Source organism: Microbacterium sp. PMB16 (assembly GCF_051294855.1).
In the GTDB taxonomy this organism is placed as follows: Bacteria; Actinomycetota; Actinomycetes; order Actinomycetales; family Microbacteriaceae; genus Microbacterium.
In genome coordinates this window covers 173693-200484 of the sequence record NZ_CP145908.1, presented here as the reverse complement: position 1 = coordinate 200484, position 26792 = coordinate 173693, and the positions used below count along the sequence as shown (strand labels likewise).

Genomic DNA, 26792 nt, shown 5'->3' with positions numbered 1-26792 from the left:
CATGGGAGCGTCAGCGGAGTCGCAGTGGGATCGCCCCGTGTCGCCGGAGACCTCCGCAGGCTTCGCGGGCGCGAACCCGCAGACGAAGAAGCTGAAGTCGCGTCACGTGACGATGATCACCCTCGGGGGGATCATCGGCGCGAGCCTCTTCGTCGGATCGGGCAACGTCATCCGCACGGTCGGTCCTGCCGCCGTCCTGTCGTACCTGATCGGCGGGCTGCTGGTGTTCCTCGCCATGCGCATGCTGGGCGAGATGGCGGCGGCGCGCCCCGCCATCGGCTCGTTCATGGAGTACGCCAGAGTCGGACTCGGCAACTGGGCCGCCTACCTCGTCGGTTGGCTGTACTGGTACTTCTGGGTCGGCGTTCTCGCCTATGAGGCGGTGCTCGGCGGCGAGACGATGCACAGCTGGTTCCCTGGCGTGCCGTCCTGGGCGTTCTCCCTGTTCCTCATCGCCCTGTTCGTCGGCACCAACGTGATCTCGGTGCGCACCTTCGGCGAAGTGGAGTTCTGGCTCGCATCGATCAAGGTGCTCGCGATCGTGGTGTTCCTCGGTGCGGGCCTGCTGTTCGCGTTCGGGCTGTGGCCGGACTCGACCATCTCCGTGTCGAACCTCTGGGAGCACGGCGGATTCGCCCCGAACGGCTACGGCGTCGCCTTCACGGGCGTCGCGCTGGTGATCTTCTCCTACTTCGGCACCGAGATCGCCGTGATGGCCTCGGCGGAATCCGAGAACCCGGCGAAGGGCATCCGTCAGGCGACGAGCACCATCATCTGGCGCATCCTGCTGTTCTTCGTCGGATCCGTGCTCATCATCGTCACGGTCGTGCCGTGGGACGAACTTCCGGCGCCGACCGATGTGGCCAACGCCCCCTTCACCTACGCGCTCGAGCAGTTCGGCATTCCGGGTGCGAGCATCATCATGCAGCTGGTGATCTTCACCGCCGTGATCTCGGTGCTCAACTCGGGGCTCTACTCCGCGTCGCGCATGTTCTCTGCGCTGGCGGAGCAGGGTTTCGCTCCGAAGATCGTGGCGAAGAAGTCGCGAAACGGGGTGCCGATCATGGCCCTGCTCGCATCGACGATCGGTGGGCTCATCGCGACCATCGTGAACTTCGTCACGCCGGGGTCGGGGATCTTCGACTTCATCATGAACTCCGCCGGGCTCGTCGCGCTGTTCGTGTACGTCTTCATCGCGCTGACCCAATGGCGACTGCGGCAGAAGATGACACCGGAGGAGGTGGCCGGTCTGAAGCTGAAGATGTGGCTGCACCCGTGGCTGAACTTCCTCCTGATCGCCTGTATCGCCGCTGTCCTCATCGTGATGCTCACGACCGAAGGTGGGCGGACGCAGGTCTGGACGAGCCTGATCGCGACCGGCGCACTGGTGCTGTTCTGGCCGCTCGTGCGCCGCAACCTGAAGAAGCGCGCCGTGCGCTCCGAGGAAGAGGCTGTGGGCGGCGACGTCGTCGCCCCCTGAGAGACGTCCGGTCGCGACCCTAATCGGGGGATTGCGGGTCGCGACCGGCACATTCATTTCAACGAAGGAGATGCAGATGGCTGAGATCACCCGAGACGTGCTCATCGTCGGCGCCGGAGCCGCAGGGCTCACGGCGGCGAACGACCTGCGCAGGGCCGGACTCTCGGTCGCCGTGCTCGAAGCGCGAGACCGTGTCGGCGGACGCCTCTGGACCGATGTGATCGAGGGCGCGATGCTCGAGATCGGCGGACAGTGGGTCTCGCCCGACCAGGACGCGCTCAAGGACGCGATCGACGAACTGGGGCTCGAGACGTACAGCCGCTACCGCGAAGGCGACAGCGTCTACGTCGGCCCCGACGGCCAGTCGCACCGCTTCACCGGCGAGATGTTCCCGGTGTCGCCCGAGACCGAGGCAGTGATCGCCGAGATCACGTCGCGGCTCGATGCCATGGTCGCGGAGATCGACCCGGATCGTCCGTGGGCGCATGCGAAGGCCGAGGAATGGGACGGCGTCACCTGGGACGCGTGGCTGCGCGCGCAGACCGACGACGACGAGGCGGTGCGCAATCTCGCCTTCGCCACCGGCAGCGCGATGCTCACCAAGCCCACGCACTCCTTCTCTCTCCTGCAGTCGCTGCTGATGGCAGCATCCGCCGGCTCTTCTTCGAACCTCGTCGACGCCGACTTCATCCTCGACAAGCGTGTCGTCGGCGGCCTTCAGCAGGTGCCGTTGCGGCTCGCCGAGCGCCTCGGCGACGACGTGCTGCTGAACCAGCCGGTGCGGAGCCTCGAGTGGGGTCCCAACGGCGTCACCGCCACGACCGACGACACCACGGTCAGCGCCCGCTACGCGATCCTCGCGCACGCGCCGGTGCTGTACAGCCGCATCTCGTTCGTCCCGCCGCTTCCGAGACTCCAGCATCAGATGCATCAGCACCTGTCGATGGGCTTCGTGATCAAGGTGCATGCCGTGTACGAGAAGCCCTTCTGGCGCGAGCAGGGGCTCAGCGCCACGGCCTTCAGCCCGTACGAGCTCGTGCACGAGGCGTATGACAACACCAACCACGGTGACGAGCGCGGCACGCTGGTCGGCTTCGTCTCGGACGCCAACGCCGACGGCGTCTTCGAGCTGTCGGCGGAGGAGCGCAAGCAGCGCATCCTCGAATCGCTCTCGCACTACTACGGCGACGAGGCGAAGAATCCCGTCGTCTACTACGAGAGCGACTGGGGCAGCGAGGAGTGGACCCGCGGTGCGTACGCCGCGAGCTTCGACATGGGCGGTCTGCACCGCTACGGCGCCGACCTCCGCACCCCTGTCGGCCCGATCCACTTCGCGTGCAGCGACCTGGCCGGCGCCGGATACCAGCACGTCGACGGAGCGATCCGCATGGGGCAGCTCGCCGCAGCGAACATCGTCGACGCGATCCGCGTCGCCGGCACCGAGAGCGGCGACTGATGTCCGGCTCGGTCGTCGTCGGCTACACCGCGACGGACACGGGAGCGGATGCCGCGGCCCTCGGCGCGCGGCTCGCCCGCAGCCTCGGCGTGACCCTGCACCTCGTGATCGTGCTCCCGAACGAGGGCACCCGCAGCGCGGCCGTGCCCCCGGAGCGCGCCTACGAGGAGCACATCCGCGGGCAGGCGAAGAAGTGGCTCGCCGACGCCGTCGTGCGACTGCCGCAGGAACTCACCCGCACCGGGCACGTGCGCTTCGCCGAATCGTTCGCCGAGGGGCTGATCGCCGCCGGCGAGGAGTTCGACGCCCGCGTGATCGTGGTCGGCGCGGCAGGCGGCGGCATCTTCGGCCGGCACCGGCTCGGCAGTGTGGCCTCTGAACTGCTGCACTCCTCGACCATCCCGGTGGCCCTCGCCCCGGCCGGCAGCGCGCAGCAGGACGATCATGTGATCCCGCGCGTGACCGTCGCCGTCGGCACCCGTCCCGGAGCGGACGCTCTGCTCGACGAGGCGGTCTCGCTCGCCGGCGACAGCGGGGTCGATCTCCGACTGGTCTCGCTGGTGCCGTTCGACGTTCCACCCGGTCTCGACACCGGTGCCATCCGCCTGGTCGGAGACGAGCATTCCCAAGAGGTTCTCGCGGTCGCCGCTGAGCTGCTGCCTGACGGGAGAACCGCCGCCGTCGAGAAGGCGCCGGGCGACACCGTCGAAGATGCCGTCGCACACCTCTCCTGGCTCCCCGGCGAGGTCATCCTCGTCGGCTCCAGCCGCCTCGCACAGCCGCGCCGGCTGTTCCTGGGCTCCACGGCAGCGAAGATGCTGCACGAGCTGCCCGTTCCGATGATCGTCGTCCCGCGCACCCGCGCCGAAGCAGGAGTCCGCTGATGAGCAGCACGAATCGGGCGACGGAGCCCGAATCCGGTGTCACGACCGGCATCTCCACCAAGGGCCTGAGTGCCGGAACCATCGGCCTCATCGGCGCCGTCGTCATCGGCATCTCGTGCATCGCGCCGGCCTACACCTTCACCGCGGCCGTCGGACCGACGGCATCCGAGGTCGGAGCGCAGATCCCGGCGATCATCCTCGTCGGCTTCATCCCGATGCTCCTCGTCGCCTTCGGATACCGCGAGCTCAACAACCGCATGCCGGACTCCGGCACCTCCTTCACCTGGGCGACCAGGGCGTTCGGCCCGTGGATCGGCTGGATGGCGGGGTGGGGCCTCATCGTCGCGACGATCCTGGTGCTGTCGAATCTCGCCGGCGTCGCTGTCGACTTCCTGTTCCTGCTGCTGTCGCAGATCACGGGCAACGCGGATGTCGCAGCGCTGGCCAGCAACACCTGGATCAACATCGGCGTCTGCCTGCTGTTCATGCTCGCTGCCACCTGGGTCTCCTATCGCGACATGCAGACGACGCAGAAGCTGCAGTACTGGCTCGTGAGCTTCCAGATCCTCGTGCTGGTGTTCTTCGCGGGGGCGGCGATCGTGCAGGCCGTCAACGGCAACGGGTTCGACTATCAGCCGTTCGACCTCAACTGGTTCAACCCGTTCGCGATCTCGTCGTTCGGCGCGGTGGCCGCGGGGCTCTCGCTCTCGATCTTCATCTTCTGGGGGTGGGACGTCACCCTCACGATGAACGAGGAGACCAAGGATCCCGAGAAGACGCCCGGTCGCGCCGCGACGGCGACCGTGCTCACGATCGTCTCGCTGTACCTGCTCCTCGCCGTCGCGATGATCATGTTCGCCGGCGTCGGAACCGGTGATCTGGGCCTCGGCAACGAGGACATCCAGGAGAACGTGTTCTTCCACCTCTCCGGTCCGATCCTCGGCCCGCTCGCGTTCCTCGTGTCGCTCGCCGTGCTCACCAGCTCGGCCTCGTCGCTGCAGTCCACGTTCGTCGGTCCTGCACGAACCCTGTTGGCGATGGGGCACTACGGAGCGCTGCCGAAGTCGTTCGCCAAGGTCAGCCCGCGCTTCTTCACCCCCGGGTACGCGACCATCGTGTCGGCCATCGTGGCATCCGCCTTCTACGCGGTCATGCGCGTGGTCAGCGAGGACACGCTGTGGGACACCATCCTGACGCTCGGCATGATGATCTGCTTCTACTACGGCATCACCGCCTTCGCCTGCGTCTGGTACTTCCGCAAGCAGTGGTTCGACTCGACGAGGAACTTCTTCTTCACTTTCCTCTTCCCGCTGGTCGGCGGCATCATTCTCGCGGTGCTGTTCTTCACCACCCTCATCGACTCGATGGACCCGGCGTACGGCTCCGGCTCGCAGATCGGCGGCGTCGGCATCGTCTTCATCCTCGGAATGCTGATCATCGTGGTCGGCATCGCGGTGATGATCTGGCAGCGCATCAAGCGCCCAGCCTTCTTCCGCGGCGAGACGCTGAGCATGGATGCCCCGCCCAGCCTCCGCCGCCGCTGACCCGCAACTCCTCCCCACAGAAAGAGAATCCATGAGCACTCAGACCGAGCAGGCGCTGCTCGACAGTATCCCCACCGGCCTCTTCATCGGCGGCGAGTGGACGGATGCCGAGACCGGCGGCACCTTCGACGTGCAGGACCCGGCGACCGGCGCCGTCATCCGGACGATCGCCGACGCGACACCTGCCGACGGCAAGCGGGCGCTCGACGCCGCGGTCGCGGCCCAGGACTCGTGGGCGGCGACCGCGCCGCGCGTGCGCAGCGAGATCCTCCGCCGTGCGTTCGACCTCGTGCAGGTGCACAAGGAGGACCTGGCGCTGCTGATGACGCTCGAGATGGGCAAGCCGCTCGCCGAGGCGCGCGGCGAGGTCGGCTACGGCGGCGAGTTCCTGCGCTGGTTCAGCGAGGAGGCCGTGCGCATCAGCGGCCGCTACGGCATCAACCCGGAGGGCACCGGCCACATGGTCGTGTCGCAGCGTCCGGTCGGTCCGTCCTTCTTCGTGACGCCCTGGAACTTCCCGTTCGCGATGGCGACGCGCAAGATCGCGCCCGCGCTCGCCGCAGGCTGCACCGTGGTGATCAAGCCCCCGGCACTCACGCCCCTTACGACGATGTTCTTCACGAAGTTGCTCGAGGAGGCAGGCCTGCCTGCGGGCGTCGTCAACGTCGTGCAGACGTCGAAGTCGAGCGCGCTGTCGGCGCCGATCATCGCCGACTCGCGTCTGCGCAAGCTCTCGTTCACCGGTTCCACCGAGGTCGGTCGCAAGCTCATCGCCCAGGCCGCCGAAGGCGTGCTGCGCGTGTCGATGGAGCTCGGCGGCAACGCCCCGTTCGTCGTGTTCGAGGACGCCGACCTCGACAAGGCGGTGGAGGGCGCGCTGCTCGCCAAGTTCCGCAACATCGGTCAGGCGTGCACCGCGGCGAACCGCTTCATCGTGCAGGCATCCGTCGCCGAGGAGTTCGCGCGCAAGGTCACCGAGCGCGTGAACGCGATGAAGATCGGTCGCGGCACCGAGGAGGATGTGGCGATCGGTCCGCTCATCGATGCGAACGCCGTCGCCAAGGCGGGCGAACTCGTCGATGACGCGGTCGGTCGCGGCGCGAAGCTCCTCGCCGGCGGCAAGGCGCTCGAGGGCACGGGCACGTTCTACGAGCCCACCGTGCTCACCGACGTCGTCGCCGGCTCGGCGATCCTCCGCGAGGAGATCTTCGGACCGGTCCTCGCGATCGCCACCTTCGAGACCGAGGAAGAAGCCGTGCGCCTCGCGAACGACACCGAGTACGGACTCGTCTCGTACGTCTTCACCGAGAATCTGCAGCGCGGCCAGCGGATGATCGACGGGCTCGAGACCGGCATGATGGGCCTCAACGTGGGCGTGGTGTCGAACGCGGCAGCCCCCTTCGGCGGCGTCAAGCAGTCCGGCGTCGGCCGCGAGGGCGGCTTCGAGGGCATCCACGAATACCTGTCCACCAAGTACACGCTGATCCCCGTCTCCTGACCGGCATCCGAACGAGAGGACGAAACATGACCGACTACGCCGTCATCAATCCCGCCACCGGAGAGACGCTCGCGTCCTTCGACACGTTCACCGACGCGCAGATCGACGAGGCCGTCGCGGCTGCCGACGAGGCGCATCGCGGATGGTCGCGCTCGTCGACCGTCACCGAGCGCGCAGCGCTCCTCCGCCGCGCCGCCGAACTGCACCGGGAGCGCCGTGAGGAGCTCGCCGACGTGTTCGTGCGCGAGATGGGCAAGCCGCGCGAGGCGGCTCTCGGCGAGGTGGACTTCGCCGCCGACATCGCCGAGTACTACGCCGATCAGGCCGAGGCCATCATGGCCGACCAGCCGATCTCGATCCTGGGAGACGGATCGGCGATCATCCGCCGTTCGTCGCTCGGTCCGCTCGTCGGGATCATGCCGTGGAACTTCCCGGCGTACCAGATCGTGCGGTTCGCGGCTCCGAACCTGATCGTGGGCAACACGATCCTGCTCAAGCCCGCACCGCAGTGCCCCGAGTCGTCGACGGCGCTCGAGGCGATCTACCACGACGCAGGCTTCCCGAAGGGGGCGTACCAGAGCGTCCTCGCTACGAACGAGCAGATCGCGACGATGATCGCCGACTCGCGCGTGCAGGGTGTCTCGCTCACAGGCTCCGAGCGGGCGGGCGCGGCAGTCGCCGAGGTCGCCGGACGCAACCTCAAGAAGGTCGCGCTGGAGCTGGGTGGATCCGACCCGTTCATCGTGCTGTCGACGGATGACCTGGACGCGACCGTGCAGGCCGGCGTCGACGCGCGCCTCGACAACAACGGCCAGGCCTGCAACGGCGCCAAGCGCTTCATCATCGTCGACGGCCTCTACGACGCCTTCGTCGAGAAGTTCACGGCCGCGATGGGCGCCGTGAAGGCGACCGACCCGATGCTCGACGACACCGTGCTCGGCCCGGTCTCCTCCGAGACGGCAGCAGAGAACCTGCAGAAGCAGATCGACCAGGCCGTCGAGCAGGGTGCCTCGCTGCTCACCGGCGGAACCAGGGAGGGCGCGTTCTTCGCCCCGACCGTGCTCGCCGACGTGACGCCGGAGATGAACGTCTACCGCGAGGAGCTCTTCGGTCCGGCAGCGGTCGTGTACCGCGTCGCGGACGAGGACGCGGCGGTCGCTCTCGCGAACGACACCACCTTCGGACTCGGGTCCTACGTCTTCACGACGGATGCTGCGCAGGCGGAGCGCGTCGCCGACAAGATCGAGGCCGGCATGGTCTACGTCAACCTGGTCCTGGCCGACAGCCCGGAGCTGCCGTTCGGAGGCATCAAGCGCAGCGGCACCGCGCGCGAACTGGGTCACCTGGCCGCGGACGAGTTCGTCAACAAGAAGCTCATCCGCATCGGCTGATCCGGCCGGACATGACGAGGCGGCATCCCTTCGGGGGTGCCGCCTCGTTCTGCGTGATGCGCGGAAACGTCGAGCGGCCGACACGGGGTCGCGCCGACGGTCAGTACGATGGGGCCCGTGGATCATGCAGACGGAGCCCGCGGGCACACTCGGGGCGGTCGGCTGCTGGAACTGCGCACGCGCAGCGCCGCGTTGACCGCGCAGTACCTCAGAGATCATGGTCCGGTCGTCCTCAGCGACCTCGCCGAGGCGACAGGGCTCTCGCGCCCGACCGTGATGGATCGCGTGGCCGAGCTCGTCGAGCTCGGCGCGGCCGATGTCGACGGGATGCGGAAGGCGACGTCGAAGTCGTCGGGGCGCCCGGCGATGCGATACCGCTTCCGCGGCGAGATCGGCTACGTCGCCGCGGTCGACATCGGGAAGCGCTCCACACATCTGCTGGTCAGCGATCTGGCGGGCACCGTGGTCGCGGCGCGGCGATGGGTCGACGACGCTGATGTCGTTTCGCCCGCCGCGGCGGACGCCGTCGACCAGCGCCTGGCGTCGGCGTGGGCCGAGATCGCCGCACTCGTGCCGCGCGCGGAGCGCAGCGCGGGCCTCCTCGGGGTGGGCATCTCCCTGCAGGGACTCCTGAACTCCGACGGCGTGGTCACGCGGTCCGGTGATTTCCCCAGCCTGATCGGCGTCGACGTGGCCGCGCAGGCACGGGAGGCCCTCGGCGTCCCGGCGCGTGTGCATCACGACCTGGCGGCCGCGGGCGTGGCCGAGCACCGCCTGGGCGCCGCGCGCGGCCTCGGGTCGTTCGTGCTCGCGACCGCGTGGCCGACGGTGTCCGCCGTGCCCATGATCGACGGGGTGCCCTACAGAGGCGCGCAGAACCACGCCGGCGTGATGTACCGGATGGACGTCTCCTCGCTGCTCCCCAACCCGTACGCCGGCGATGACGCCCGGCTGCTGAGCGACCTGTCCGCAGGCCGTGACGGAAACCCGGCGGCGAGCGATCTCGATGCGGTGGGCGACCTGATCGCGATCCAGCTGGCTGCTGCGGGCGCCGCGCTCGATCCCGACGGCATCCTGCTCCTCGGGCCCGCGATCGAAGCGAACCCCGAGCTGATCCACGACCTCGCGGCACGCCTTTCGCGGTTCGTGTCGACCGACTTCCCGCTCGAGTTGCGCCGCGCGGTGCTCGGCCCCATCGCGCCCGTCGTCGGCGCGCTCCTCAGCGCACTGGACGATGCGAGCAGCAGGTACTTCGAGGACCGGCTGTCACCCATCCTCCGACTGGTCCGCGCCGCCGACCTGCCGGAGACCTGGCTCGACGGCATCCCACCCGAGGCGCGACGGGGCAGCGGCGACTCGGGCTCACAGAATGAAGGAGATCTCACGACCTGAAGGCGATGATCGCGCCGAGTCTCCTTCGTTCCGCGAGAACTCCTTCATTTCGGAGCGCCGCGGCGCTCAGCTCTCCACGAGCGCGCGGACCTCGGCGGCCTCGCCGTGCCGGCCGAGCGCCTCGAGGACGTCGCCCAGCTCGAGTGCCGCGACCTGGCGCAGTGACGGGTGCTCTGCCCCGTGCTCGAGCGCGCTGCGGTAGACGGGCACCGCGTCGGCGGGGCGCTCATTGCCCGCGAGCACCCTGGCCGCGAACAGCTCCGAGCCGCCGGCAGCCCCGGCGTCGCCCAGTCCGGCGAACCCGTCCGCCGCGGTCAGCGCCGCAGACACCGCTTCGTCGACCCGACCGAGCTCCGCGAGAGCCCGACCGCGGGAGTCGGTCACGTCGGCCAGCAGCCAGTGCGCCTCGTGCTCCTGCGCGAGCGCTGCGACCTCGTCGAACAGGGCGAACGCGCGCTCGTCTCCGCGCCCGCCGTACGCCTGGCCGAGGCTGTGCAGGACCTCGGTGAGAGCGCCCGCGGCATCCGGTGCCTTCCGGACGATCTCCACGGCCGACTCCAGCAGTGAGATCGCATCGTCGTTCTCGTCGAACCGCGCGAGGATCTTGGCCTGCTCCGTCATCGCCATCGCCTGGTCGGCGTGCTCCTCGGCCTCGCCGAACAGCTGGGCGGCGTATCCGTGCGCGCCCACCGACTGGCCGAACTCACCGGCCGCGCCCAGGGCCCTGGCGAGCATCGAGGCGGTGATCGCCCGAGAGCCGGGGGAGACCTCGGCCTCGTCCTCCTGCTGCAGCACCTCACCGAAGAGCTCTGCTGCCTCCTCCGCGTCGCCGGCGCGCAGCATCGCGCGCGCGAGACGGAAGTTCACTCCGGTGGAGTCGCCGCCCTCCTCGCTGCCCATCCGCGCGGCGAGCCGGTAGCGCGACACGGCCTTCTCCGGCTGGTCCGCATCCTCCCAGAGGGCGCCGGCCAGCAGGTGTGCCTCGGCCAGGGCGCGCGTGGCACCGAGCTCGGCGAGAAGGCGGCAGGACTCATCGGCATCCGTCGCACCGTCGTCGTACGCGCCGCTGCCGCCTCGCACGCGGGCGCGGGTCTGCAGCGCCTGAGCGCGGTGGCCGGCGCTGAGGTCGTCCTGCTCGAGGAACCGGTCGAGAAGCGACGAGCCTGCCTCGAGGTCGCCCTTGCTCAGGACGGCCGAGATCGCGATCAGGGTCGTCGTGTTCGACAGTCGGACGTCGTCGGCTTCGGCGAAGGAACGCGCAGCCACCTCGGCCAGGTCGAGCGCAGCATCCGCCTCATCGTCCTTGAGGTGCAGCCAGGCGCGGCTGATGGCCAGATCTCCGCGTGACCATGCCGGAAGCCCGGCTCCGGCCGCGCCGAGCTCTTCTTCGAGCGCCGCCTTCGCCTCGGCGGTGCTGGCCCCGAACGTCGCGAGTCCGAGGCGCTCCTCGAGGTCGGCCTGCACATCGCGTCCGGCCGCGCGCAGCGCCGCGATCCGCTCGGGCAGCGCCGACAGGGCCTCGTCGGCGCGGTCGAGCGCGATGAGAATTCCCATCCGCATCGAGTGGAGCTGTGCGAGCTTCGCCGGGTCTTCGACCTCCAGGGCGCGCGGCAGCGCCTCGAGGGTCTCGTGCTCCGCGCCGAACTGGGCGAGCTGCATCGCGCGCTCGAACCAGCCATCGGCATCCGTCGGGGTGGTCGACGGCGCAGGCGCGACGAAGGCATCGGAACGGATCGGCACGTCGTAGCTCTCCGTCTCGAGCGCCCGCATGCGCGCCAGGCTGCGGGCGTGCCCGTCGGTGCCGTCGCGTCGGTCGAACTCGGCGCCGATCCGCTCGGCGGTGGCCCAGGTCGCCGCGGCGAGGTCGGCCGCGCTCCAGACGCCGTCGTGCTCGCCGAAGAACGGGACGAGGGATGCCGCGTCGGCACCGCGCACGGGCGTCTCGCCGTGTCCGGTTGCCGTCACCCGGTCCAGCGCCACGGCGAACGCGGCCAGCGCCGCGAAGTGCGCATCGACGTTCAGCCCGTCGTGCGCCAGCCACCCGAGGTGGCGCTCGACCATGGCCAGCGCGCGGGCCTCGTTGCCCGAGACAGCCGCGAAGACGATGTTGTTCGCGACGATGCGCAGATTGTCGGCGTTGTCCTTCGCGAGGCGGTAGCTGCGCAGGTGCGCCGTCTTCGCCTCATCGAGGCGTCCGGCGCGCAGGTACGGCAGCAGCACGCGCGACAGGGCGTGCTCGGGCTCTTCGCCGCAGGAGAAGCCGCCCTCGATCATCTCCTCGACCAGGCGGATTGCGTCGGCGTCGCGCTCGGTCTCGGCGAAGAATCCGGCGAACTGGCTGCGACCGCACGCGTCGCAGTGGCTGTGCTCGTCGCGGGGAGTCGCCTCGAGCTGCACGCGGAGCTTTTCGGCGTCGTCGAAGCGGCCCGCGTCCCAGGCGTCCTCGAACCGGGCGGTGAGCACACCGCTGACTCCGAGGCCGGCGGACCGGTAGTGCGTCTCCATGTCGTCGAGCACCGCGGCGATCTGCTCCTGCGAGAACGCGGGGGAGGAGCGCAGCGAGGAGGCCATCCACTTGAACTGCCACATCAGGTCGGCGCCGCCGTTGTCGAGGTCGGCGGGGAAGCGCTGGGGATCGGCGTCGTGGCGGGCGAGGCACCAGGCGAACGAGTTCAGCATCACGTCGGTCGCGCCGCCCATGTTGGCGGATGCCGTCTGCCGCATGCGCGCCTCGTACTCGAGGCGGTCGTCGCCGATCTCGATGGCGAGCGCTACGGCGTCGGAGACGAGCGCCTGCTCGGCCGGGCCCCAGGGGGTGCGGTCGATCTCCTCGATCAGCTGCTGGAACCGCTTCTTCGGACGTGCCATGGACGTGCCCTTTCGTGGAATTGTCAGTGGGCGTCGCCGAAGGGGATGGTGTCCCCTTCGAGGCCCGCCGAGAGTGAGACGAGGTCGGAGAGCGCGCTGGTCATCAGGGCGCGGTCGGAGTCGCTGAGCGGATGATGCCCGGCGAGCAGCGCCTGGATGTAGAGCAGCTGAACGGTCCGGGCGAACACGGCGTCATCCTGCACGCGCACGAGCGCGCGCACGACCCGGTTGGACCAGTTCAGGCAGAGCCGCGCTCGGAGGTCTTCCTCGCGGGCGGAGGAGAACGTCTGGTCGATGCGATCGAGCACGCCGCCCCAGAGCGATCCGGTGATGCCCTTGGTGCGGCTGCGATCGATCGCCCGCAGCACCTCGGGATCAGCGACGTACAGCCCTGCGAGATCGGGGCGATCGATGGAACGCACCACGACGGAGCAGTCGGATGCCGTGAGCACGGCACCCGCGCGGGCCTCCAGGGCGAGTGCGGCGTCACGGTCGTCGAGCGGCGGAGGATCGAGTCGATCGAGCTCGCCGGTCACATCGACCTGCTCGACGGAGACGTTCGGATGCAGCTCCGGCAGCATCCGCACCAGGTCGGCGTCGTACAGATAGCCGCCGTTCACGAGCACCTCGTCGGCGGGCGAGATGCCGGCCACCTGGCGGAACTCGTCGACGGTCTGCGCGTAGCGGATGTGCGGGTACCGCTCGACGAGGTCGCCGATCCGCATGGTTCCGTGCGTGGTCTCGACCGTGAGCCAGCGGGTGATGAAGCGGGCGAGCTCCTCGTCGTGGCGCACCAGCGACTTGAGCCCGACCTCGTGCACCGCGACGAACTGGGCGAGACGGTGCGGCTCGCGCAGACCGAGTTCGAGAACCCAGCGGCGGATGCCGGCGCCGAGCTGCTCGCGAACCCGTTCCAGCGCCGCGTCCTCCACGAGCGATTCGCGGCTCGCGGTGGGTGCGAGCCCGGTCGAGTCGATCACCGCGCGGACGAAGAAGGCCCAGTCGGGCAGCACATCGTCGACGCGCTCGGACAGCAGCATCCGCCCCAGATACATCCGGGTCGCCTGTCGAGCACCCGGGGGCGGGGCGTACGGCAGCACGTAGGCGAGGCCGCGCGTGCCGGTGGCCGGCTCGCTCAGCTCGATGACGTCGAGGGGGCTCGCACCGAGCAGGTCGCGGCCATACCGCACCGCGGCATCCAGGTCGTCTGCCGGGTCGAGGAAGGGTGCTTCCCGGGTGATGTCCTCGTCTCCGCCGACGATGTCGACCGTGACGCGCACCGGAAGGAATTCGCCGAACGTCGTCGCGAGCTCCCGCACCGCTGCCGGGCGCAGCAGCTCGTCGGCGTCGAAGCGGGGCACGAGGTGCACGCTGGTGCCGATCGGCAGCTCCTCGTCGAGCTCCGTGACCTGGAACGTGCCGTCGGCGCTGCCGGTCCACTCGACGGATGCTCCTCCTCGGGCGCTCCGCGTGCGGATGACGATCGTGTCGGCGACCATGAAGCAGCTCAGCAGTCCGATCCCGAACTGGCCGAGGTAGTCGCTGCGCGGCAGATCGAAGATGTCGCGCTTCGAGCTGCGGCCGACGGTCGCGAGCAGATCGGCGACCTCGGACGCGGTCAGGCCGACCCCGTCGTCGCGCAGCACGAACTCGCCGCTCTCCGTGGTCAGCGGTGTGATGCGGATGCGACCGCCGCCGCCGTCGACCTCGCGACGGGCCGTGATCGCATCGCGGGCATTCTGCAGAAGCTCTCGCAAATACACCCGGGGGCTGGAGTAGATGTGCCTGCTGAGCAGGTCGACGACTCCGCGCAGGTCCACCTGGAACTGCTGCACTTCAGCGCTCACAGGCGCTCCCTCCCTCTGCATCCGCTCGCCGAGCCTAACAACAACACCCTGCTTCCCTCGGTTCGGCTTCGCCCAGAGGATGCCGTATGCTGGATCAGCAGTTGTTGTCTGCATTCTTTCGCCGTGCCTGGGATCTCCCGATCACAGTTCGGTGGCAGGATGGAGAGAACACCCCGAGGCCTTCCGGTCTCTAGGGCGGTAGCTCAATTGGCAGAGCAGCGGTCTCCAAAACCGCAGGTTGCAGGTTCGATTCCTGTCCGCCCTGCGCGTCAGCGCCACGCTGACACACGAAAGGTACATTCAGGATGGATCAGGAAGACCCTCGCGGCGAGCTGGTCGCGGCCGGCGGCCCGCGTGAGAAGAAGCTCGGCTTCTTCGGGGGTATCGCCCTGTTCCTCCGTCAAGTCATCTCCGAACTGCGCAAGGTCGTCACCCCGACGCGCAAGGAGCTGTTCAAGTTCACCGGTGTGGTGCTCGTCTTCGTTGTGATCGTCATGGGCATCGTCTACGGCTTGGACACTCTGTTCGCGTACGTGACGCACTGGGTATTCGGAATCCCCGGCTGATGACGCCCGCGGCTCACGCCGCAGCTATGGAGAAGAAACAACGTGTCTGAACGATATTCCGACGACGCCGACTGGGCGACCGCGGCAGAGCAGTCCAGCGAGGAAGACGAAGCCCAGGAGGGCAACGTCCTCGCTGCGGAGGAGCTCTCGGTCACCTCGGCTGAGCACGTCGCCGTCCATGTCGAAGACGAAGACGAAGAAGGCGACGTCGTGGAAGACCTCGACATCGACATCGACGACCCGGAGGCGGATGCGATCGTGAACGACGCTCTCAACCTGGACGAAGCGGCTGAGACGGAAGCTGCCGCTGAGGTCCTCAACGATTCTGTGGCGGAAGAGACCGCCGAGCACGAGGCCGCTGAGGCCGACGAGGTCACCCCGTACGACGGCCCCGACGTGAACGGCGACGAGGACCGTCCGGCGGCTGACGCCGACGACGAGTCCGAGGACGACGACGACGCCGAGGAAGACCCCTACGAGGCCTTCCGCCTCGACCTCCGCATGCTTCCGGGCAAGTGGTACGTCATCCACTCCTACGCGGGCTTCGAGCGCAAGGTCAAGGCGAACATCGAGCAGCGCAAGTCGACGCTCGAGGTCGAGGACGAGATCTACCAGATCGAGGTCCCGATGGAGGACGTCGTCGAGATCAAGAACGGCCAGCGCAAGATGGTCACCCGCGTGCGCATCCCGGGCTACGTGCTCGTGCGCATGGAGCTCACGGAAGACACCTGGTCGGTCGTCCGTCACACGCCTGGTGTCACGGGCTTCGTGGGCAACGCCCACAACCCGACGCCGCTGCGCTTCGAAGAGGCCTTCAACATGTTGAAGTCGCTCGTCGAGGTCAAGGACATCCCGACCGCCAAGAACATCGCGTCGAAGGGCGGCGTCGCCGTCGCTCGCACGCTCCCCGCCGAGGTCGACTTCGAGGTCGGCGAGACCATCACGATCAAGGAGGGCTCGTTCGCGGGTCTTCCCGGTTCGATCAGCGAGATCAAGCCGGAGAGCGGCAAGCTCACCGTCCTCGTCTCCCTCTTCGAGCGCGAGACCCCGGTCGAGCTGTCGTTCGACCAGGTCACCAAGATGGTCTGACCCACGCGTCACCAGAACGGCCGTCCCTTCTCGGGGCGGCCGTTCTCACGCGCCAGCCCGCCCGGCGCGCCGCGCGCCCGCGCATGCTGGATCAGAAATGCCTCTGGAACCGGCGTCGCGCCTGCATTTCTGATCCAGCATCCGCACCGGTCTGCCCCGGAACCTGACGCCTCCATCGATCAGGTAGACTTGTGTGGTTTGTGTGGCGCTTCGGCGTGCGCAGACGACCACGACCCGGAGATGCCGGGCCCGTGGGAGAAACGGATGCGACCTGCATCCGATTCGATGAAAGGAAAGAGAATGGCACCGAAGAAGAAGGTGACCGGCCTGATCAAGCTTCAGATCAACGCCGGTGCAGCCAACCCGGCGCCGCCGATCGGCCCCGCGCTCGGTCAGCATGGCGTCAACATCATGGAGTTCTGCAAGGCGTACAACGCCGCGACCGAGTCGCAGCGCGGCAACGTCATCCCCGTCGAGATCACCGTCTACGAGGACCGCAGCTTCACGTTCATCCTGAAGACCCCGCCCGCTGCGGAGCTCATCAAGAAGGCCGCCGGCGTCCCCAAGGGATCCGCGACCCCGCACACGGTCAAGGTCGCGAAGATCACCAAGGACCAGGTCCGTCAGATCGCCGAGACCAAGCAGGCTGACCTGAACGCCAACGACATCGAGGCTGCCTCGAAGATCATCGCCGGCACCGCCCGTTCCATGGGCATCACGGTCGAGGGCTGAGGAGAATAATCATGGCTAAGTCCAAGGCTTACAAGGCTGCTGTCGAGAAGATCGAGGCAGACCGTTTCTACACCCCGTCCGAGGCAGTCGCCCTCGCGAAGGAGACCGGCTCGGCGAAGTTCGACTCGACCGTCGAGGTCGCGCTGAAGCTCGCCGTCGACCCGCGCAAGGCAGACCAGATGGTGCGCGGCACCGTCATCCTGCCCCACGGCACCGGTAAGACCGCCCGCGTCATCGTGTTCGCCACCGGCCCCGCGGCCGAGGCTGCGATCGCCGCAGGTGCTGACGAGGTCGGCGGCGCCGAGCTCATCCAGAAGGTCGCCGATGGCTGGACCGCGTTCGACGCGGCCGTCTCCACCCCGGAGCTCATGGGCCAGGTCGGTCGTCTCGGAAAGGTCCTGGGTCCGCGTGGCCTGATGCCGAACCCGAAGACCGGCACCGTGACCCCGAACGCGGCCAAGGCCGTCGAGGAGATCAAGGGCGGAAAGATCGAGTTCCGCGTCGACAAGCACGCCAACGTGCACTTCGTCGTCGGCAAGGCGTCCTTCACCGCCGAGCAGCTGAACGAGAACATCGACGCAGCGCTCGAGGAGATCGTGCGCCTCAAGCCGTCGAGCTCGAAGGGCCGTTACATCCAGAAGGGTGCGGTGTCGACCACGTTCGGCCCCGGCATCCCGCTGGACGTCAACGCCATCTGACGCTGAGTCGCTGAAACGCCCCCGCCTCATGGCGGGGGCGTTTCTGCGTGCCGCCAGCATCCGAAATCCGACGTCATCGGATGCGAGCAACCGGGCACTCGGCGCGTACTGTGGATGGGTTCCCTGCACTGCGCCACAGCACGCGCACGCACCGCACCCCAGGAGGGTATACATGTCTCGTCGCCTCATCGCCGTCACGGCACTCGTTCTCACCGCCGCCGCGCTCACCGCGTGCAGCGGCTCGACGGCACCCGAGGAGTCGGGCGGGAGCGATGGCAACAGCTCGGCATCCGATTTCGGTCTGGTGCAGGATGGCACCCTGACCGTGGCGACCGAGGGGACCTACCGCCCCTTCAGCTTCCACGGCGACAACGGGGCCGGCGAGCTGACCGGCTACGACGTCGAGATCATCCAGGCCGTCGCGGACAAGCTCGACCTCGAGGTGAAGTTCGAGGAGACCCAGTGGGATGCGATCTTCGCGGGTCTCGATGCCGACCGCTTCGACGTCATCGCGAACCAGGTCACCATCAACGACGATCGCACCGCGAAGTACCTCTTCAGCGAGCCCTACACGGTGTCACCCGGGGTGATCGTGGTCGCCGAGGATGACGACTCCATCTCGTCCTTCGCCGATCTCGACGGCAAGACCACCGCGCAGTCGCTCACGAGCAACTGGAACGACCTCGCCACCGAGTCCGGTGCCAAGGTCGAGGGCGTCGAGGGCTGGGCGCAGGCCGTCGAGCTGCTGCGCCAGGGCCGCGTCGACGCGACCATCAACGACAAGCTCACGTTCCTCGACTACGAGACGACCAACAGCCCCACGGGTCTGAAGATCGCCGCCGAGACCGACGAGGCGGGCGAGCAGGCCTTCGTCTTCACCAAGGACAAGAAGAGCCTGGTGGAAGCTGTGGATGCTGCGCTCGACGAGCTGCGCGCCGACGGCACGCTCGCCGAGATCAGCGACAAGTACTTCGGCGAAGACGTCACCGAGTAGCCCATGGAGCCGACGTCCCCCTGGCAGCTGTTCCTCGATTCGCTCGGCCCCATCGCCCTGGCCGGGCTGACGGTGACGGTGCCGCTCGCGCTGGCGTCGTTCGCCCTGGGGCTGCTGATCGCGATCGGTATCGCTCTGATGCGGATCTCGGTGAATCCGCTGCTCTCGGGCATTGCGCGGTTCTACATCTCGGTCATCCGCGGTACCCCGCTGCTCGTGCAGCTGTTCGTGATCTTCTACGGCATGCCCTCGATCGGGATCACGATCAGCCCGTGGCCGAGTGCGATCATCGCGCTCTCGCTGAACGTGGGCGGCTACGGCGCCGAGGTGGTGCGCGCAGCGATCCTCTCGGTGCCGAAGGGGCAGTGGGAGGCCGCGTACACGGTCGGCATGAACCGTACCCGCACGCTCACGCGCGTCATCCTGCCGCAGGCGGCGAGGGTGTCGGTGCCGCCGCTGTCGAACACGTTCATCTCGCTCGTGAAGGACACGTCGCTGACATCGCTCATCCTCGTGACGGAGTTGTTCAAGGTGGCGCAGCAGATCGCGTCGACGACCTACGAGTTCATGATCCTGTACCTGACGGCGGCGCTGGTCTACTGGGTGCTCTGCCTGGTGCTCTCCTTCGGTCAGAGCGCTCTCGAGAGAAGGCTGGACAGTCGTGTCGCTCACTGACCCCGCTTCCGTGCCGGCGGACGAGCCGCTGCTCACCGCGCGCGGCATCCGCAAGAGCTTCGGCGACAACGAGGTGCTCCGCGGCATCGATCTGACCCTGCACCGCGGCGAGGTGCTCGTACTGATCGGGCCGAGCGGTTCGGGCAAGACGACGGTGCTGCGCGCGCTCAACGGACTCGAGACTCCGGATGCCGGCACGATCGAGGTCGATGGCGGCCCGGACATCGACTTCGCGGCGACCGGGGTGCCGGTGCGGGTCAGCAAGCAGCAGCGTCTCGCCCTGCGCGACCGATCCGCCATGGTGTTCCAGCACCACAATCTCTTCCCGCATTTCACGGTGCTCGAGAACGTGATCGAGGGTCCGTGGCGGGTGCAGGGGCGTCCGAAGGCCGAGGTCGTCGCCGAGGCGCTGGCGCTGCTCGATCGCGTGGGTCTGAGCGACAAGGCGGATGCCCGCCCGCACGAGCTCTCGGGCGGACAGCAGCAGCGCGTCGGAATCGTGCGCGCGCTCGCGCTCAAGCCCGATCTGCTGCTGTTCGACGAGCCGACCAGCGCGCTCGACCCCGAGCTCGTGGGCGATGTGCTCGTCGTCATCAAGGAGTTGGCCGACGAGGGCTGGACCATGGCCGTGGTCACCCATGAGCTGAGCTTCGCCCGCGAGGTGGGAGATCACGTGCTGTTCATGGACGGCGGGGTCGTGGTCGAGCAGGGGAAGCCCCAGCAGCTGTTCACCGCGCCGCAGCACGAGCGCACGCAGCGCTTCCTGACGCGCATCATGCGCCCGCTCGACGGCGCCTGACGCGCGGTCGTCTGAATCCGGCGCCTGCCGGGTTCAACCACCGAGCACCGGGAGCACGAGGCTCACGGCGATCGTGATCATCACCACGGCGATCACCGCGTCGAGGATGCGCCAGGAGCGCGGCGTGCGCAGCCAGCGGCCGAGATAGCGGGCGCCGAATCCCAGCCCGGTGAACCACAGGATGCTGGCGGCCACGGCCCCGCCGGCGAAGAGCCAGCGCTCCTCGCCATGCGTGGCGGCGATCGACCCGAGCATGAGTACCGTGTCGAGGTACACATGCGGGTTGAGCCAGGTGAGGGCGAGGACGGTCAGGACCACCGGTGCCAGGCGCGTGCGGGGGAGCGTCGCCGTGCCGCCCGTCGACGGGTGAATAGCGGATGCTGCGGCATCGGGTGCCTCCGCATCCGCGTCGTCGGCGTCGAGGGCGCCTTCGCCCGTCCACGCCCGTCGGGCGGCGAGCAGGCCGTACGTCAGCAGGAAGAGGGCACCGGCCCATCGAGCGATGACGACCAGCCAGGGCGCGGCGGAGATGACGAAGCCGAGACCGGCTACCCCGGCGATGATCAGCACGGCGTCCGAGATCGCGCAGATGGCGACGACGGCCAGCACATGCTCGCGACGGATCCCCTGCCGCAGCACGAAGACGTTCTGCGCGCCGATGGCGACGATGAGGGAGAGGCCGAGGCCGAGGCCGGCGAGAACGGAGAGCATGGTCTCAGCGTAGGAACGCGCAGGCATGAGCGCCAGCGATGATTCCTTCCGAACCATTAGCATCGCTAATGTGAAGATCGATCCGGAACTCGCCGCCACCGTCGCGGCCGTCGCCGACGAGGGAACACTGGACGCGGCATCCCGTCGCCTGCGGATCACCCCGTCGGCGGTGAGCCAGCGCCTGAAGACGCTCGAGCAGCAGCTCGGCCGCATCCTCGTCGTCCGCAGCAAGCCGGCGACGTTGACCGAGGCCGGAGAGGCCGTGGTCCGTCTCGCGCGGCAGATCGCCCTCCTCGAGCACGATGCGCTGTCGCGGGTCGGGATCGACGACGGCGGCGGAGCCCAGCGCATCAGCGTCCCCCTGGCGGTGAACGCCGATTCGATGGCCACCTGGTTCCTGGCTCCGCTCGCACGCCTTTCAGCGGCGCACGGCATCGACTTCGATCTGCACCGCGACGATCAGAACTTCACCGCGCGGCTCCTGGAGTCCGGCGCGGTGATGGCCGCCGTCACGAGCGAGGAGACCCCGGTCGCCGGGTGCACGGTCGCCCCGCTGGGCGTGCTCGAGTATCAGGCCTTCGCAGAGCCCGGGTTCGCTGAGCGCTGGTTCTCGGCCGGCGTCACCGCCGAGGCGCTGGTGGCCGCGCCCTTCGTCGACTTCGATCGACGCGACACCCTGCAGCACGAGTGGCTGCGTGCGCAGGATGTCGCGCATCAGGGTGTTCCGCGGCACTACGTCCCGGCATCCCACGATTACGCACTGGCCGTCGAACTCGGCCTCGGCTGGGGGATGCTCCCGCGCCTGCAACGGTCGATGGGACTCGTGTCGCTGGGCGGTCCGACGCTCCGGGTGAAGCTCCACTGGCAGCAGTGGAACCTGCGCTCCGACCTCCTCGACACGATCGCCGAGGAGGTCGCGGCGGAGGCTACGCGCGTGCTGCAGGGGACTCGGGGCGGGTGACGGCTTCGGAAGAGGCGAACGCACCCCACGCCATCGAATGAAATGCGATCAACGCAACCACTGTTTCCGGAAGAGTCGACAAGGTCGTGGTGTCTGAACCAGCGGACGTGATGTTGATCATCATCGCGATACTGATGGCGATTGCGACGACGGTCAGGCCGAAGCTCCCCACCAGCACCAACCAGCGGCGCCTCAACCGTCTGAGGAGCACTACTGCAAGTAACACAACGCCCACCGCCCAGAACGTGAGCGGGATGCTGAAGATCTGATACCACGCCAAGGCGCCAATGGTCGATTCAAGGTCAAATGGGGTTCCGTGCACGAATACGCCGAGTTGAACCGCAGTCCCCGCTACCCAGGAAAGCAGGAGTGCCCAACCTGTTGTGACGAGGATGTTGCGATTGCCGCCGGTCAATGACTTTTCGCGTTCTGGCAGGTTCTGAGGACGAAGTTGGTCCAAGTGGTCTTCGCGACGTGCGTGTTCAACGGTTCCCATACGCTTGAGCCTTTCACTGTGGCGTTGACGGCCAGCACATACTCGCCATCCCGACCCGCGTTCATCCTAAACGTGATCGTCGACCCGGTGTGATCGAAGTGCCCCGGCAGCGTCGTGAAGGTCCAGGAGCCGTAGCTCGCATCGGCAGCGGTGACCTTGACAGGTGCCAGGGGCTGCCCAGGGGTCTGGAGCTTCCAGACGTTTCCAACCGCGGGGAACTTGGCACCCGCACCGCCGACCGGGAAGCTGCAATTGAAGCAACGCTTGAGTTCTTTGAGCGCGGCGGCCTTCGAGACGTATCCGCCGGGCGCGAGCGACTTGGAATTCACGTTGTGCGAGTAGGTCCATCCCGCTGCGGCGGCGAACTGAGCTCCAGCCGCTGTTGGGGCAACGACCTTCACTCCGCCGTCGATCAAGCGGTATTGTGCCGGCACAACTACACCGTCGACTGTGGCGGATGGCGCATCTAGCTGCCCGTAGCTCACCAAGCTCTGGGTATCAGAAGGCATGATAAGGGCGCTTCCATCGTCTTGAATCACGATATCAAGCTCCTCGTCGGCACTGACATGAATGTCTTTCGACGCAACGCTTGCGGGTATCACGACATCCGCCGACGCGGCGCCGGCCTCTGTCTCAACCGCACTTGCATCCGCGATCTCGAGTTCGAGCGATGGAGCGGACGGTTCGTCAGACGCTTCGAACGGTGTGAAGGAGTCGTCGCCAACTGTGAAGATCACCTCAGGCAGCGGCGCATCGAGAACCGCAGCAATTAGCTCATCCAGCTGGTCGGTGGATTCTCCGGTTGCCGGACTAGCTTCAGCCGAAGCAAAAGCGACTGGAGCAAACGCGAGCGAGGCTCCGATGAGCGCGCTGCCTGCGATGGCACCGATGGTTCTCGCTGCGATTCGATTTCGCTTCGATGGTTTAGGCATGGACCGTCCTTAATCCGTGGATTGATGGCGGTCATAAGCTACTGTTCTTGCCGGCGGGTGTCTGTAGGCCATTCGGTGGACAAAACGGTGGTGCGGAAGCGTATATCGGTATTTTGCTGCGGTTACTCCGCGGTCTCCGGGCTGACGCCGGACCCCAGCGCGTGCAGGAGTCGCGAGAGGTTGCCGATGTCGTCGATGCTCCAGTCCTGCAGTGTCCGCAGCAGCATGCCCTCCTGCGGCAGGCGCGCGGCCGCGAGTCGCTCCGTCCCCAGCCCGGTCAGCCGCAACAGCGAGGACCGGCCATCGCGGGGGTCGGGGGAGCGCTCGATGAGGCCGAGGTCTTCGAGCTCGCGGACCGTGCGGCTCACCTGCCCCTTGTCCATCAGCATCCGCTCGGCCAGCGTCGAGGACGTCACCTGTTCGCACCGGGCGATCGTGGTGAGGGTCTTGTAGGCGCCGGGGAGCATCCCGGGGCTGACGCGGTCGGCGTTCTCCATGACGAGGCGCCGGAAGTGCGTGATCAGCTCGCTGAACTCCGCCTCCAGGGCGCGGACCGCTGCGGCCCGCGCCTCGGGAGTCTCGGAGTCGTGCTCAGCGTCGGTCATCGGATGCCGCGTCGCCGTGTCGATCGTTCGCTCCGGCCACCACGGTGACGGTGCCGGTCGTCGCACCCGAGAGCGCGGTCGCATCGGCGATCGCCACCTCGCCGGCGTCGCCGACGGCGTTCCCGGTGGCGGGCTTCGCAGCATCCGCCTTCGCGCGCTCACTCGTCGTCAGCGTGGTGAGCGGACGGTTCGGCAGGAACAGGATCGCGACCAGACTGATCACCGCGAGCGGGATGCCGATCAGGAACGCGTGCGAGATCGCCTGGGCGTAGAAGTCCTCCACGATCGAGCGGACCGGCTCCGGCAGCAGCCGGACCTCGGGCAGCGTGCCGCTGGAGAGCTGCGCCGCGACGTCGGCGCCCTTCTCGCCCAACTGCGCGATCGCCGCCCCGAGGCGCTCCTTGCCGTCGGTGAACAGGCCGGTGAGGCTGTTCGCCAGCACCGCGCCCATGACCGAGACGCCGACGGTGCCGCCGAGGCTGCGGAAGAAGGTGACACCGGAACTCGCGACGCCCATCTCGCTCGGCTTCGCCACGTTCTGCACGATGAGCACGAGGTTCTGCATCGTCATGCCGACGCCCGCGCCCATCATGAACATGTAGAGCGAGACGAGGACGAAGTTCGTGTCGTAGTGCAGCGTCGACAGCGTCACAGAGCCGGCGATCAGCAGCACGGAGCCGAGGATCAGGTACCCCTTCCACTTACCGAAGCGGGTGACGAGCTGTCCGACGACCATCGAGGCGATCAACAGCCCCGCCATCATCGGCAGCGTCATCAGGCCGGCTTCGGTGGGTGTGGCGCCGCGGGAGAGCTGCATGTACTGCGCGAGATAGACCGAGGTGCCGAACATCGCGACGCCGATCGAGATCGACGCGAGCACCGAGAGGGTGAAGGTGCGGCCCTTGAACAGCGAGAGCGGGATCAGCGGCTCGCGCACCTTGAGCTCGACGATGATGAACGCGATGGTCGCCGCGATGGCGCCACCGACCATCAGCACGGTCTCGGTGCCCCACCAGTCGAAGGTCGAGCCGGCGTTCGTGATCCAGATGAGGATCAACGAGACGGCGGCGGAGAGCAGAACGATGCCGGTGTAGTCGATCGATGCCTTGCGGGTGCGCTCGGTGCTGATGTGCAGCGTCTTCTGCAGGATGATCAGCGCGGCGACAGCGAACGGCAGTGCGACGAAGAAGTTCCAGCGCCAGTTCGCGGCATCCGTGATCCAGCCGCCGAGAAGCGGACCGCCCACGGTCGCGACGGCCATGACCGCGCCGAACAGACCCATGTACCGTCCGCGCTCGCGCGGGCTGATGATGTCGGCCATGATGACCTGGCTGAGGGCGGCGAGCCCGCCGCCGCCGATGCCCTGGAGGGCGCGGAACGCGATGAGGGTGTTCGTGTCCTGCGCGAAGCCGGCGGCGGCCGTCGCGCCGACGAAGATCACGATCGCGAGCTGGATGAGCAGCTTGCGGTTGAACAGGTCGGCGAGCTTGCCCCAGATCGGCGTGGAGATGGCCGTGGTGAGCAGCGTGGCCGTGATCACCCACGTGTACGCCGCCTGATCGCCGCCGAGGTCGTGCACGATCACCGGCATCGAGGTCGAGACGACCGTGGTGGCGATCATCGAGACGAACATGCCGAGGAGCAGCCCGGTGAGAGCTTCGAGCACCTGGCGATGCGTCATCTTGGCGGGGGAGTCGGTGGTCATGCGGGGCCTTTCGTGAGTCGGGATCGGATGCTGCGACAGCCCTGGCGCACGCGGGATAGTTGAGATTCGTCAACTATAGGCACTTCGTTGATATTCGTCAACCATCGCTCCCGAGATCAGATCGATATCTTCTGCGCATATTGGTGCACTCTCCTGCGCGCATTCGTTCGTCGCCTGGTTCACGCTCCGTGAGACTGGATTATCCGACGCGGACGCGGCCACTGAGGGGCGGCCGACCCCAGACGTCCGCGCGGTGGAATTCCTGAGGGGGAAGATCACATGGCAACGACCCAGACCAGACGCAAGGTTCTCGCAGTGATGGCAGGCGGGCTCGTGCTCGGCGTCGGGGCCGCAGTGACTCTCGCCGCATGGAACGATTCCGAGTTCGCGAACGGCACGTTCACCGCCGGTGCGTTCACCTTCACCGGTTCGGCCGACGGCAACACCTTCGACGACCACGCGACCAGCGCGACGGCCGCGTCGCTGACCTTCGAGCTCAACCCGACGAACCTCAGCCCCGACGACGTGGTCTACGCCCCGTACGCCCTTCGGCTCGGCGGCACCTACGACGCGACGCTCGCCTCGGTCGCTCCGGTCGGCACCGGCGACTTCGCCACGGCCGGCAAGCTCACGTACGCCGTGGTGTCCACGGGCGCGGCCTTCGGCTGTGACGAAGACGCCTTCGACGCAGGCACGGCCGTGCCGACCACCATGACCACCGGCACAGACGTCAACCTGTGCATCCAGGTGACCGCGGTGGCGGGCGCGAGCGGTATCGAGCAGGGCGACACGGGGACCGTCACGTGGCAGTGGAACGCGACCTCGGTGCAGCCGTAGCCCTCACCCGTCGCAGCCGGCGGGACCATAGGCGGCAGCCCACGCGCACGTATCGGCGTGTGCGGGCGCTGCTCGCGGGCGGGCTCGTGCTCGGTGTCGGAGCGACGGTGACCATCGCGGCGTGGACCGATCAGGAACTCGCGACCACCACGGTGAGCGCGGGGACCTTCTCGATCGCGTCGAGGTCGGATCAGGGAGCCTTCACATCTCATGGGCCCTCCGACACCGCCCTCAGCATCCCGCTCGATGCCTCCGGGCTCTACCCGGGGATCAAGAAGGCGGCGTACGTGCAGGTGCAGGCGTCCGGCACACTTCCCGGCACGGTGAATCTGACCGCGGTGGCGGTGACGAACAACACCGGCGGTACGCCGACGGGTGCCGACCTCGCCCTGCAGAACGCGATCAGGGTCGGCGTGGCCGTGGTCGCCGCACCGGCGAACTGCACGACGGCGGTGACAGCGGGAACTGCGCTGAACGTGGTTCCGACGGTGGCCGCGCAGTCGGTCACCGTGACCCCGTTGAACACGATCACCTACTGCATCGTGCTGGAGCTCCCCACCGACGCGAGCGGACTCGCGCAGGGCGGGATCGTCAAGCCCACGTGGACATTCACCGGAACCACGAACTGAGCG

24 protein-coding genes and 1 tRNA gene are annotated in these 26792 nt (G+C 67.9%); 18 read left to right on the top strand and 7 right to left on the bottom strand.

The annotated features are described in order from the left end of the window. Position 1: 1 nt before the first annotated feature. The 7 genes from V5D55_RS01025 (at position 2) to V5D55_RS00995 (ending at position 9645) form a co-directional block, all read left to right on the top strand. A complete protein-coding gene (locus V5D55_RS01025; protein ID WP_435746790.1) occupies positions 2-1480 on the top strand; it encodes an amino acid permease in 1479 nt (492 codons plus the stop codon). Between the two features lie 76 nt (positions 1481-1556). Next, complete coding sequence (locus tag V5D55_RS01020) at positions 1557-2936, top strand: flavin monoamine oxidase family protein (RefSeq protein ID WP_435746788.1); 1380 nt, start codon at positions 1557-1559, stop codon at positions 2934-2936. Beyond that, positions 2936-3820, top strand: coding sequence for a universal stress protein (locus tag V5D55_RS01015; RefSeq protein WP_435746786.1), 885 nt, complete (start codon positions 2936-2938; stop codon positions 3818-3820). Before V5D55_RS01020 ends, V5D55_RS01015 begins: the two co-directional genes overlap by 1 nt. Beyond that, entirely contained in the window at positions 3820-5364 is a 1545-nt protein-coding gene (locus tag V5D55_RS01010) for an APC family permease (RefSeq protein WP_435746784.1), read from the top strand. Before V5D55_RS01015 ends, V5D55_RS01010 begins: the two co-directional genes overlap by 1 nt. A gap of 31 nt (positions 5365-5395) precedes the next feature. Next, positions 5396-6862, top strand: coding sequence for an NAD-dependent succinate-semialdehyde dehydrogenase (locus V5D55_RS01005; RefSeq protein ID WP_435746782.1), 1467 nt, complete (start codon positions 5396-5398; stop codon positions 6860-6862). Positions 6863-6888: 26 nt separating this feature from the next. Then, positions 6889-8253 carry an NAD-dependent succinate-semialdehyde dehydrogenase gene (locus V5D55_RS01000; protein WP_435746780.1) on the top strand — a complete coding sequence of 455 codons (1365 nt, stop codon included), beginning with the start codon at positions 6889-6891 and terminating at the stop codon, positions 8251-8253. 117 nt (positions 8254-8370) lie between these two features. Further along, the gene (locus V5D55_RS00995) at positions 8371-9645 is read left to right on the top strand and encodes an ROK family transcriptional regulator (protein ID WP_435746778.1); all 1275 of its coding nucleotides are present in this window, start codon (positions 8371-8373) and stop codon (positions 9643-9645) included. A gap of 66 nt (positions 9646-9711) precedes the next feature. Here the strand turns inward: V5D55_RS00995 and V5D55_RS00990 are convergent, their stop codons facing one another. After that, entirely contained in the window at positions 9712-12513 is a 2802-nt protein-coding gene (locus tag V5D55_RS00990) for a hypothetical protein (RefSeq protein WP_435746776.1), read from the bottom strand. Positions 12514-12536: 23 nt separating this feature from the next. Beyond that, positions 12537-14381 (bottom strand): HSP90 family protein, encoded by a 1845-nt coding sequence (locus tag V5D55_RS00985; RefSeq protein WP_435746774.1) that lies wholly within the window; start codon positions 14379-14381, stop codon positions 12537-12539. Positions 14382-14552: 171 nt separating this feature from the next. Here V5D55_RS00985 and V5D55_RS00980 point away from each other — a divergent pair. The 8 genes from V5D55_RS00980 (at position 14553) to V5D55_RS00945 (ending at position 19913) form a co-directional block, all read left to right on the top strand. Further along, positions 14553-14625 (top strand) — tRNA-Trp (locus tag V5D55_RS00980). A gap of 40 nt (positions 14626-14665) precedes the next feature. Then, positions 14666-14926, top strand: coding sequence for a preprotein translocase subunit SecE (gene secE, locus V5D55_RS00975; RefSeq protein WP_435746772.1), 261 nt, complete (start codon positions 14666-14668; stop codon positions 14924-14926). A 42-nt stretch (positions 14927-14968) separates the two neighbouring features. After that, a complete protein-coding gene (gene nusG, locus V5D55_RS00970; RefSeq protein WP_435746770.1) occupies positions 14969-16015 on the top strand; it encodes a transcription termination/antitermination protein NusG in 1047 nt (348 codons plus the stop codon). 300 nt (positions 16016-16315) lie between these two features. Then, positions 16316-16747, top strand: a complete 432-nt coding sequence (rplK, locus tag V5D55_RS00965) for a 50S ribosomal protein L11 (RefSeq protein WP_056312763.1) — start codon at positions 16316-16318, stop codon at positions 16745-16747. A gap of 11 nt (positions 16748-16758) precedes the next feature. Then, on the top strand, positions 16759-17445 hold the full coding sequence (gene rplA / locus V5D55_RS00960) for a 50S ribosomal protein L1 (protein ID WP_307380165.1): 687 nt from the start codon (positions 16759-16761) through the stop codon (positions 17443-17445). 172 nt (positions 17446-17617) lie between these two features. Further along, on the top strand, positions 17618-18439 hold the full coding sequence (locus V5D55_RS00955) for a transporter substrate-binding domain-containing protein (RefSeq protein WP_435746767.1): 822 nt from the start codon (positions 17618-17620) through the stop codon (positions 18437-18439). Between the two features lie 3 nt (positions 18440-18442). Next, positions 18443-19114, top strand: a complete 672-nt coding sequence (locus V5D55_RS00950) for an amino acid ABC transporter permease (RefSeq protein ID WP_435746765.1) — start codon at positions 18443-18445, stop codon at positions 19112-19114. Then, on the top strand, positions 19101-19913 hold the full coding sequence (locus tag V5D55_RS00945; protein WP_435746763.1) for an amino acid ABC transporter ATP-binding protein: 813 nt from the start codon (positions 19101-19103) through the stop codon (positions 19911-19913). Before V5D55_RS00950 ends, V5D55_RS00945 begins: the two co-directional genes overlap by 14 nt. 33 nt (positions 19914-19946) lie before the next feature. Here the strand turns inward: V5D55_RS00945 and V5D55_RS00940 are convergent, their stop codons facing one another. Beyond that, a complete protein-coding gene (locus V5D55_RS00940; RefSeq protein WP_435746761.1) occupies positions 19947-20624 on the bottom strand; it encodes a LysE/ArgO family amino acid transporter in 678 nt (225 codons plus the stop codon). A gap of 70 nt (positions 20625-20694) precedes the next feature. Here V5D55_RS00940 and V5D55_RS00935 point away from each other — a divergent pair, with 70 nt between their 5' ends. Then, positions 20695-21585, top strand: a complete 891-nt coding sequence (locus V5D55_RS00935) for a LysR family transcriptional regulator ArgP (RefSeq protein WP_435746759.1) — start codon at positions 20695-20697, stop codon at positions 21583-21585. Here the strand turns inward: V5D55_RS00935 and V5D55_RS00930 are convergent. The 4 genes from V5D55_RS00930 to V5D55_RS00915 form a co-directional block, all read right to left on the bottom strand. Then, positions 21551-22000 carry a hypothetical protein gene (locus V5D55_RS00930; RefSeq protein WP_435746757.1) on the bottom strand — a complete coding sequence of 150 codons (450 nt, stop codon included), beginning with the start codon at positions 21998-22000 and terminating at the stop codon, positions 21551-21553. The genes V5D55_RS00935 and V5D55_RS00930 overlap by 35 nt on opposite strands. Further along, positions 21997-23013, bottom strand: coding sequence for a hypothetical protein (locus V5D55_RS00925; RefSeq protein ID WP_435746755.1), 1017 nt, complete (start codon positions 23011-23013; stop codon positions 21997-21999). The genes V5D55_RS00930 and V5D55_RS00925 overlap by 4 nt, the downstream gene beginning before the upstream one ends. Before the next feature lie 122 nt (positions 23014-23135). Further along, complete coding sequence (locus V5D55_RS00920; RefSeq protein ID WP_435746753.1) at positions 23136-23618, bottom strand: MarR family winged helix-turn-helix transcriptional regulator; 483 nt, start codon at positions 23616-23618, stop codon at positions 23136-23138. Next, entirely contained in the window at positions 23605-25323 is a 1719-nt protein-coding gene (locus V5D55_RS00915; protein ID WP_435746751.1) for an MDR family MFS transporter, read from the bottom strand. The genes V5D55_RS00920 and V5D55_RS00915 overlap by 14 nt, the downstream gene beginning before the upstream one ends. Positions 25324-25602: 279 nt before the next feature. Here V5D55_RS00915 and V5D55_RS00910 point away from each other — a divergent pair, with 279 nt between their 5' ends. Beyond that, positions 25603-26160, top strand: coding sequence for a SipW-dependent-type signal peptide-containing protein (locus V5D55_RS00910; protein WP_435746749.1), 558 nt, complete (start codon positions 25603-25605; stop codon positions 26158-26160). Continuing rightward, on the top strand, positions 26127-26789 hold the full coding sequence (locus tag V5D55_RS00905) for a SipW-dependent-type signal peptide-containing protein (RefSeq protein WP_435746747.1): 663 nt from the start codon (positions 26127-26129) through the stop codon (positions 26787-26789). Before V5D55_RS00910 ends, V5D55_RS00905 begins: the two co-directional genes overlap by 34 nt. Positions 26790-26792: the final 3 nt, after the last annotated feature.

What these genes read in the sequence shown, in the direction of transcription:
- V5D55_RS01025 (WP_435746790.1), top strand. Translation starts at nt 2, where the DNA reads ATGGGAGCGTCAGCGGAGTCGCAGTGGGATCGCCCCGTGTCGCCGGAG.
- V5D55_RS01020 (WP_435746788.1), top strand. Translation starts at nt 1,557, where the DNA reads ATGGCTGAGATCACCCGAGACGTGCTCATCGTCGGCGCCGGAGCCGCA.
- V5D55_RS01015 (WP_435746786.1), top strand. Translation starts at nt 2,936, where the DNA reads ATGTCCGGCTCGGTCGTCGTCGGCTACACCGCGACGGACACGGGAGCG.
- V5D55_RS01010 (WP_435746784.1), top strand. Translation starts at nt 3,820, where the DNA reads ATGAGCAGCACGAATCGGGCGACGGAGCCCGAATCCGGTGTCACGACC.
- V5D55_RS01005 (WP_435746782.1), top strand. Translation starts at nt 5,396, where the DNA reads ATGAGCACTCAGACCGAGCAGGCGCTGCTCGACAGTATCCCCACCGGC.
- V5D55_RS01000 (WP_435746780.1), top strand. Translation starts at nt 6,889, where the DNA reads ATGACCGACTACGCCGTCATCAATCCCGCCACCGGAGAGACGCTCGCG.
- V5D55_RS00990 (WP_435746776.1), bottom strand. Translation starts at nt 12,513, where the DNA reads ATGGCACGTCCGAAGAAGCGGTTCCAGCAGCTGATCGAGGAGATCGAC.
- V5D55_RS00985 (WP_435746774.1), bottom strand. Translation starts at nt 14,381, where the DNA reads ATGCAGAGGGAGGGAGCGCCTGTGAGCGCTGAAGTGCAGCAGTTCCAG.
- secE (WP_435746772.1), top strand. Translation starts at nt 14,666, where the DNA reads ATGGATCAGGAAGACCCTCGCGGCGAGCTGGTCGCGGCCGGCGGCCCG.
- rplK (WP_056312763.1), top strand. Translation starts at nt 16,316, where the DNA reads ATGGCACCGAAGAAGAAGGTGACCGGCCTGATCAAGCTTCAGATCAAC.
- rplA (WP_307380165.1), top strand. Translation starts at nt 16,759, where the DNA reads ATGGCTAAGTCCAAGGCTTACAAGGCTGCTGTCGAGAAGATCGAGGCA.
- V5D55_RS00955 (WP_435746767.1), top strand. Translation starts at nt 17,618, where the DNA reads ATGTCTCGTCGCCTCATCGCCGTCACGGCACTCGTTCTCACCGCCGCC.
- V5D55_RS00950 (WP_435746765.1), top strand. Translation starts at nt 18,443, where the DNA reads ATGGAGCCGACGTCCCCCTGGCAGCTGTTCCTCGATTCGCTCGGCCCC.
- V5D55_RS00940 (WP_435746761.1), bottom strand. Translation starts at nt 20,624, where the DNA reads ATGCTCTCCGTTCTCGCCGGCCTCGGCCTCGGCCTCTCCCTCATCGTC.
- V5D55_RS00925 (WP_435746755.1), bottom strand. Translation starts at nt 23,013, where the DNA reads ATGCCTAAACCATCGAAGCGAAATCGAATCGCAGCGAGAACCATCGGT.
- V5D55_RS00920 (WP_435746753.1), bottom strand. Translation starts at nt 23,618, where the DNA reads ATGACCGACGCTGAGCACGACTCCGAGACTCCCGAGGCGCGGGCCGCA.
- V5D55_RS00915 (WP_435746751.1), bottom strand. Translation starts at nt 25,323, where the DNA reads ATGACCACCGACTCCCCCGCCAAGATGACGCATCGCCAGGTGCTCGAA.
- V5D55_RS00910 (WP_435746749.1), top strand. Translation starts at nt 25,603, where the DNA reads ATGGCAACGACCCAGACCAGACGCAAGGTTCTCGCAGTGATGGCAGGC.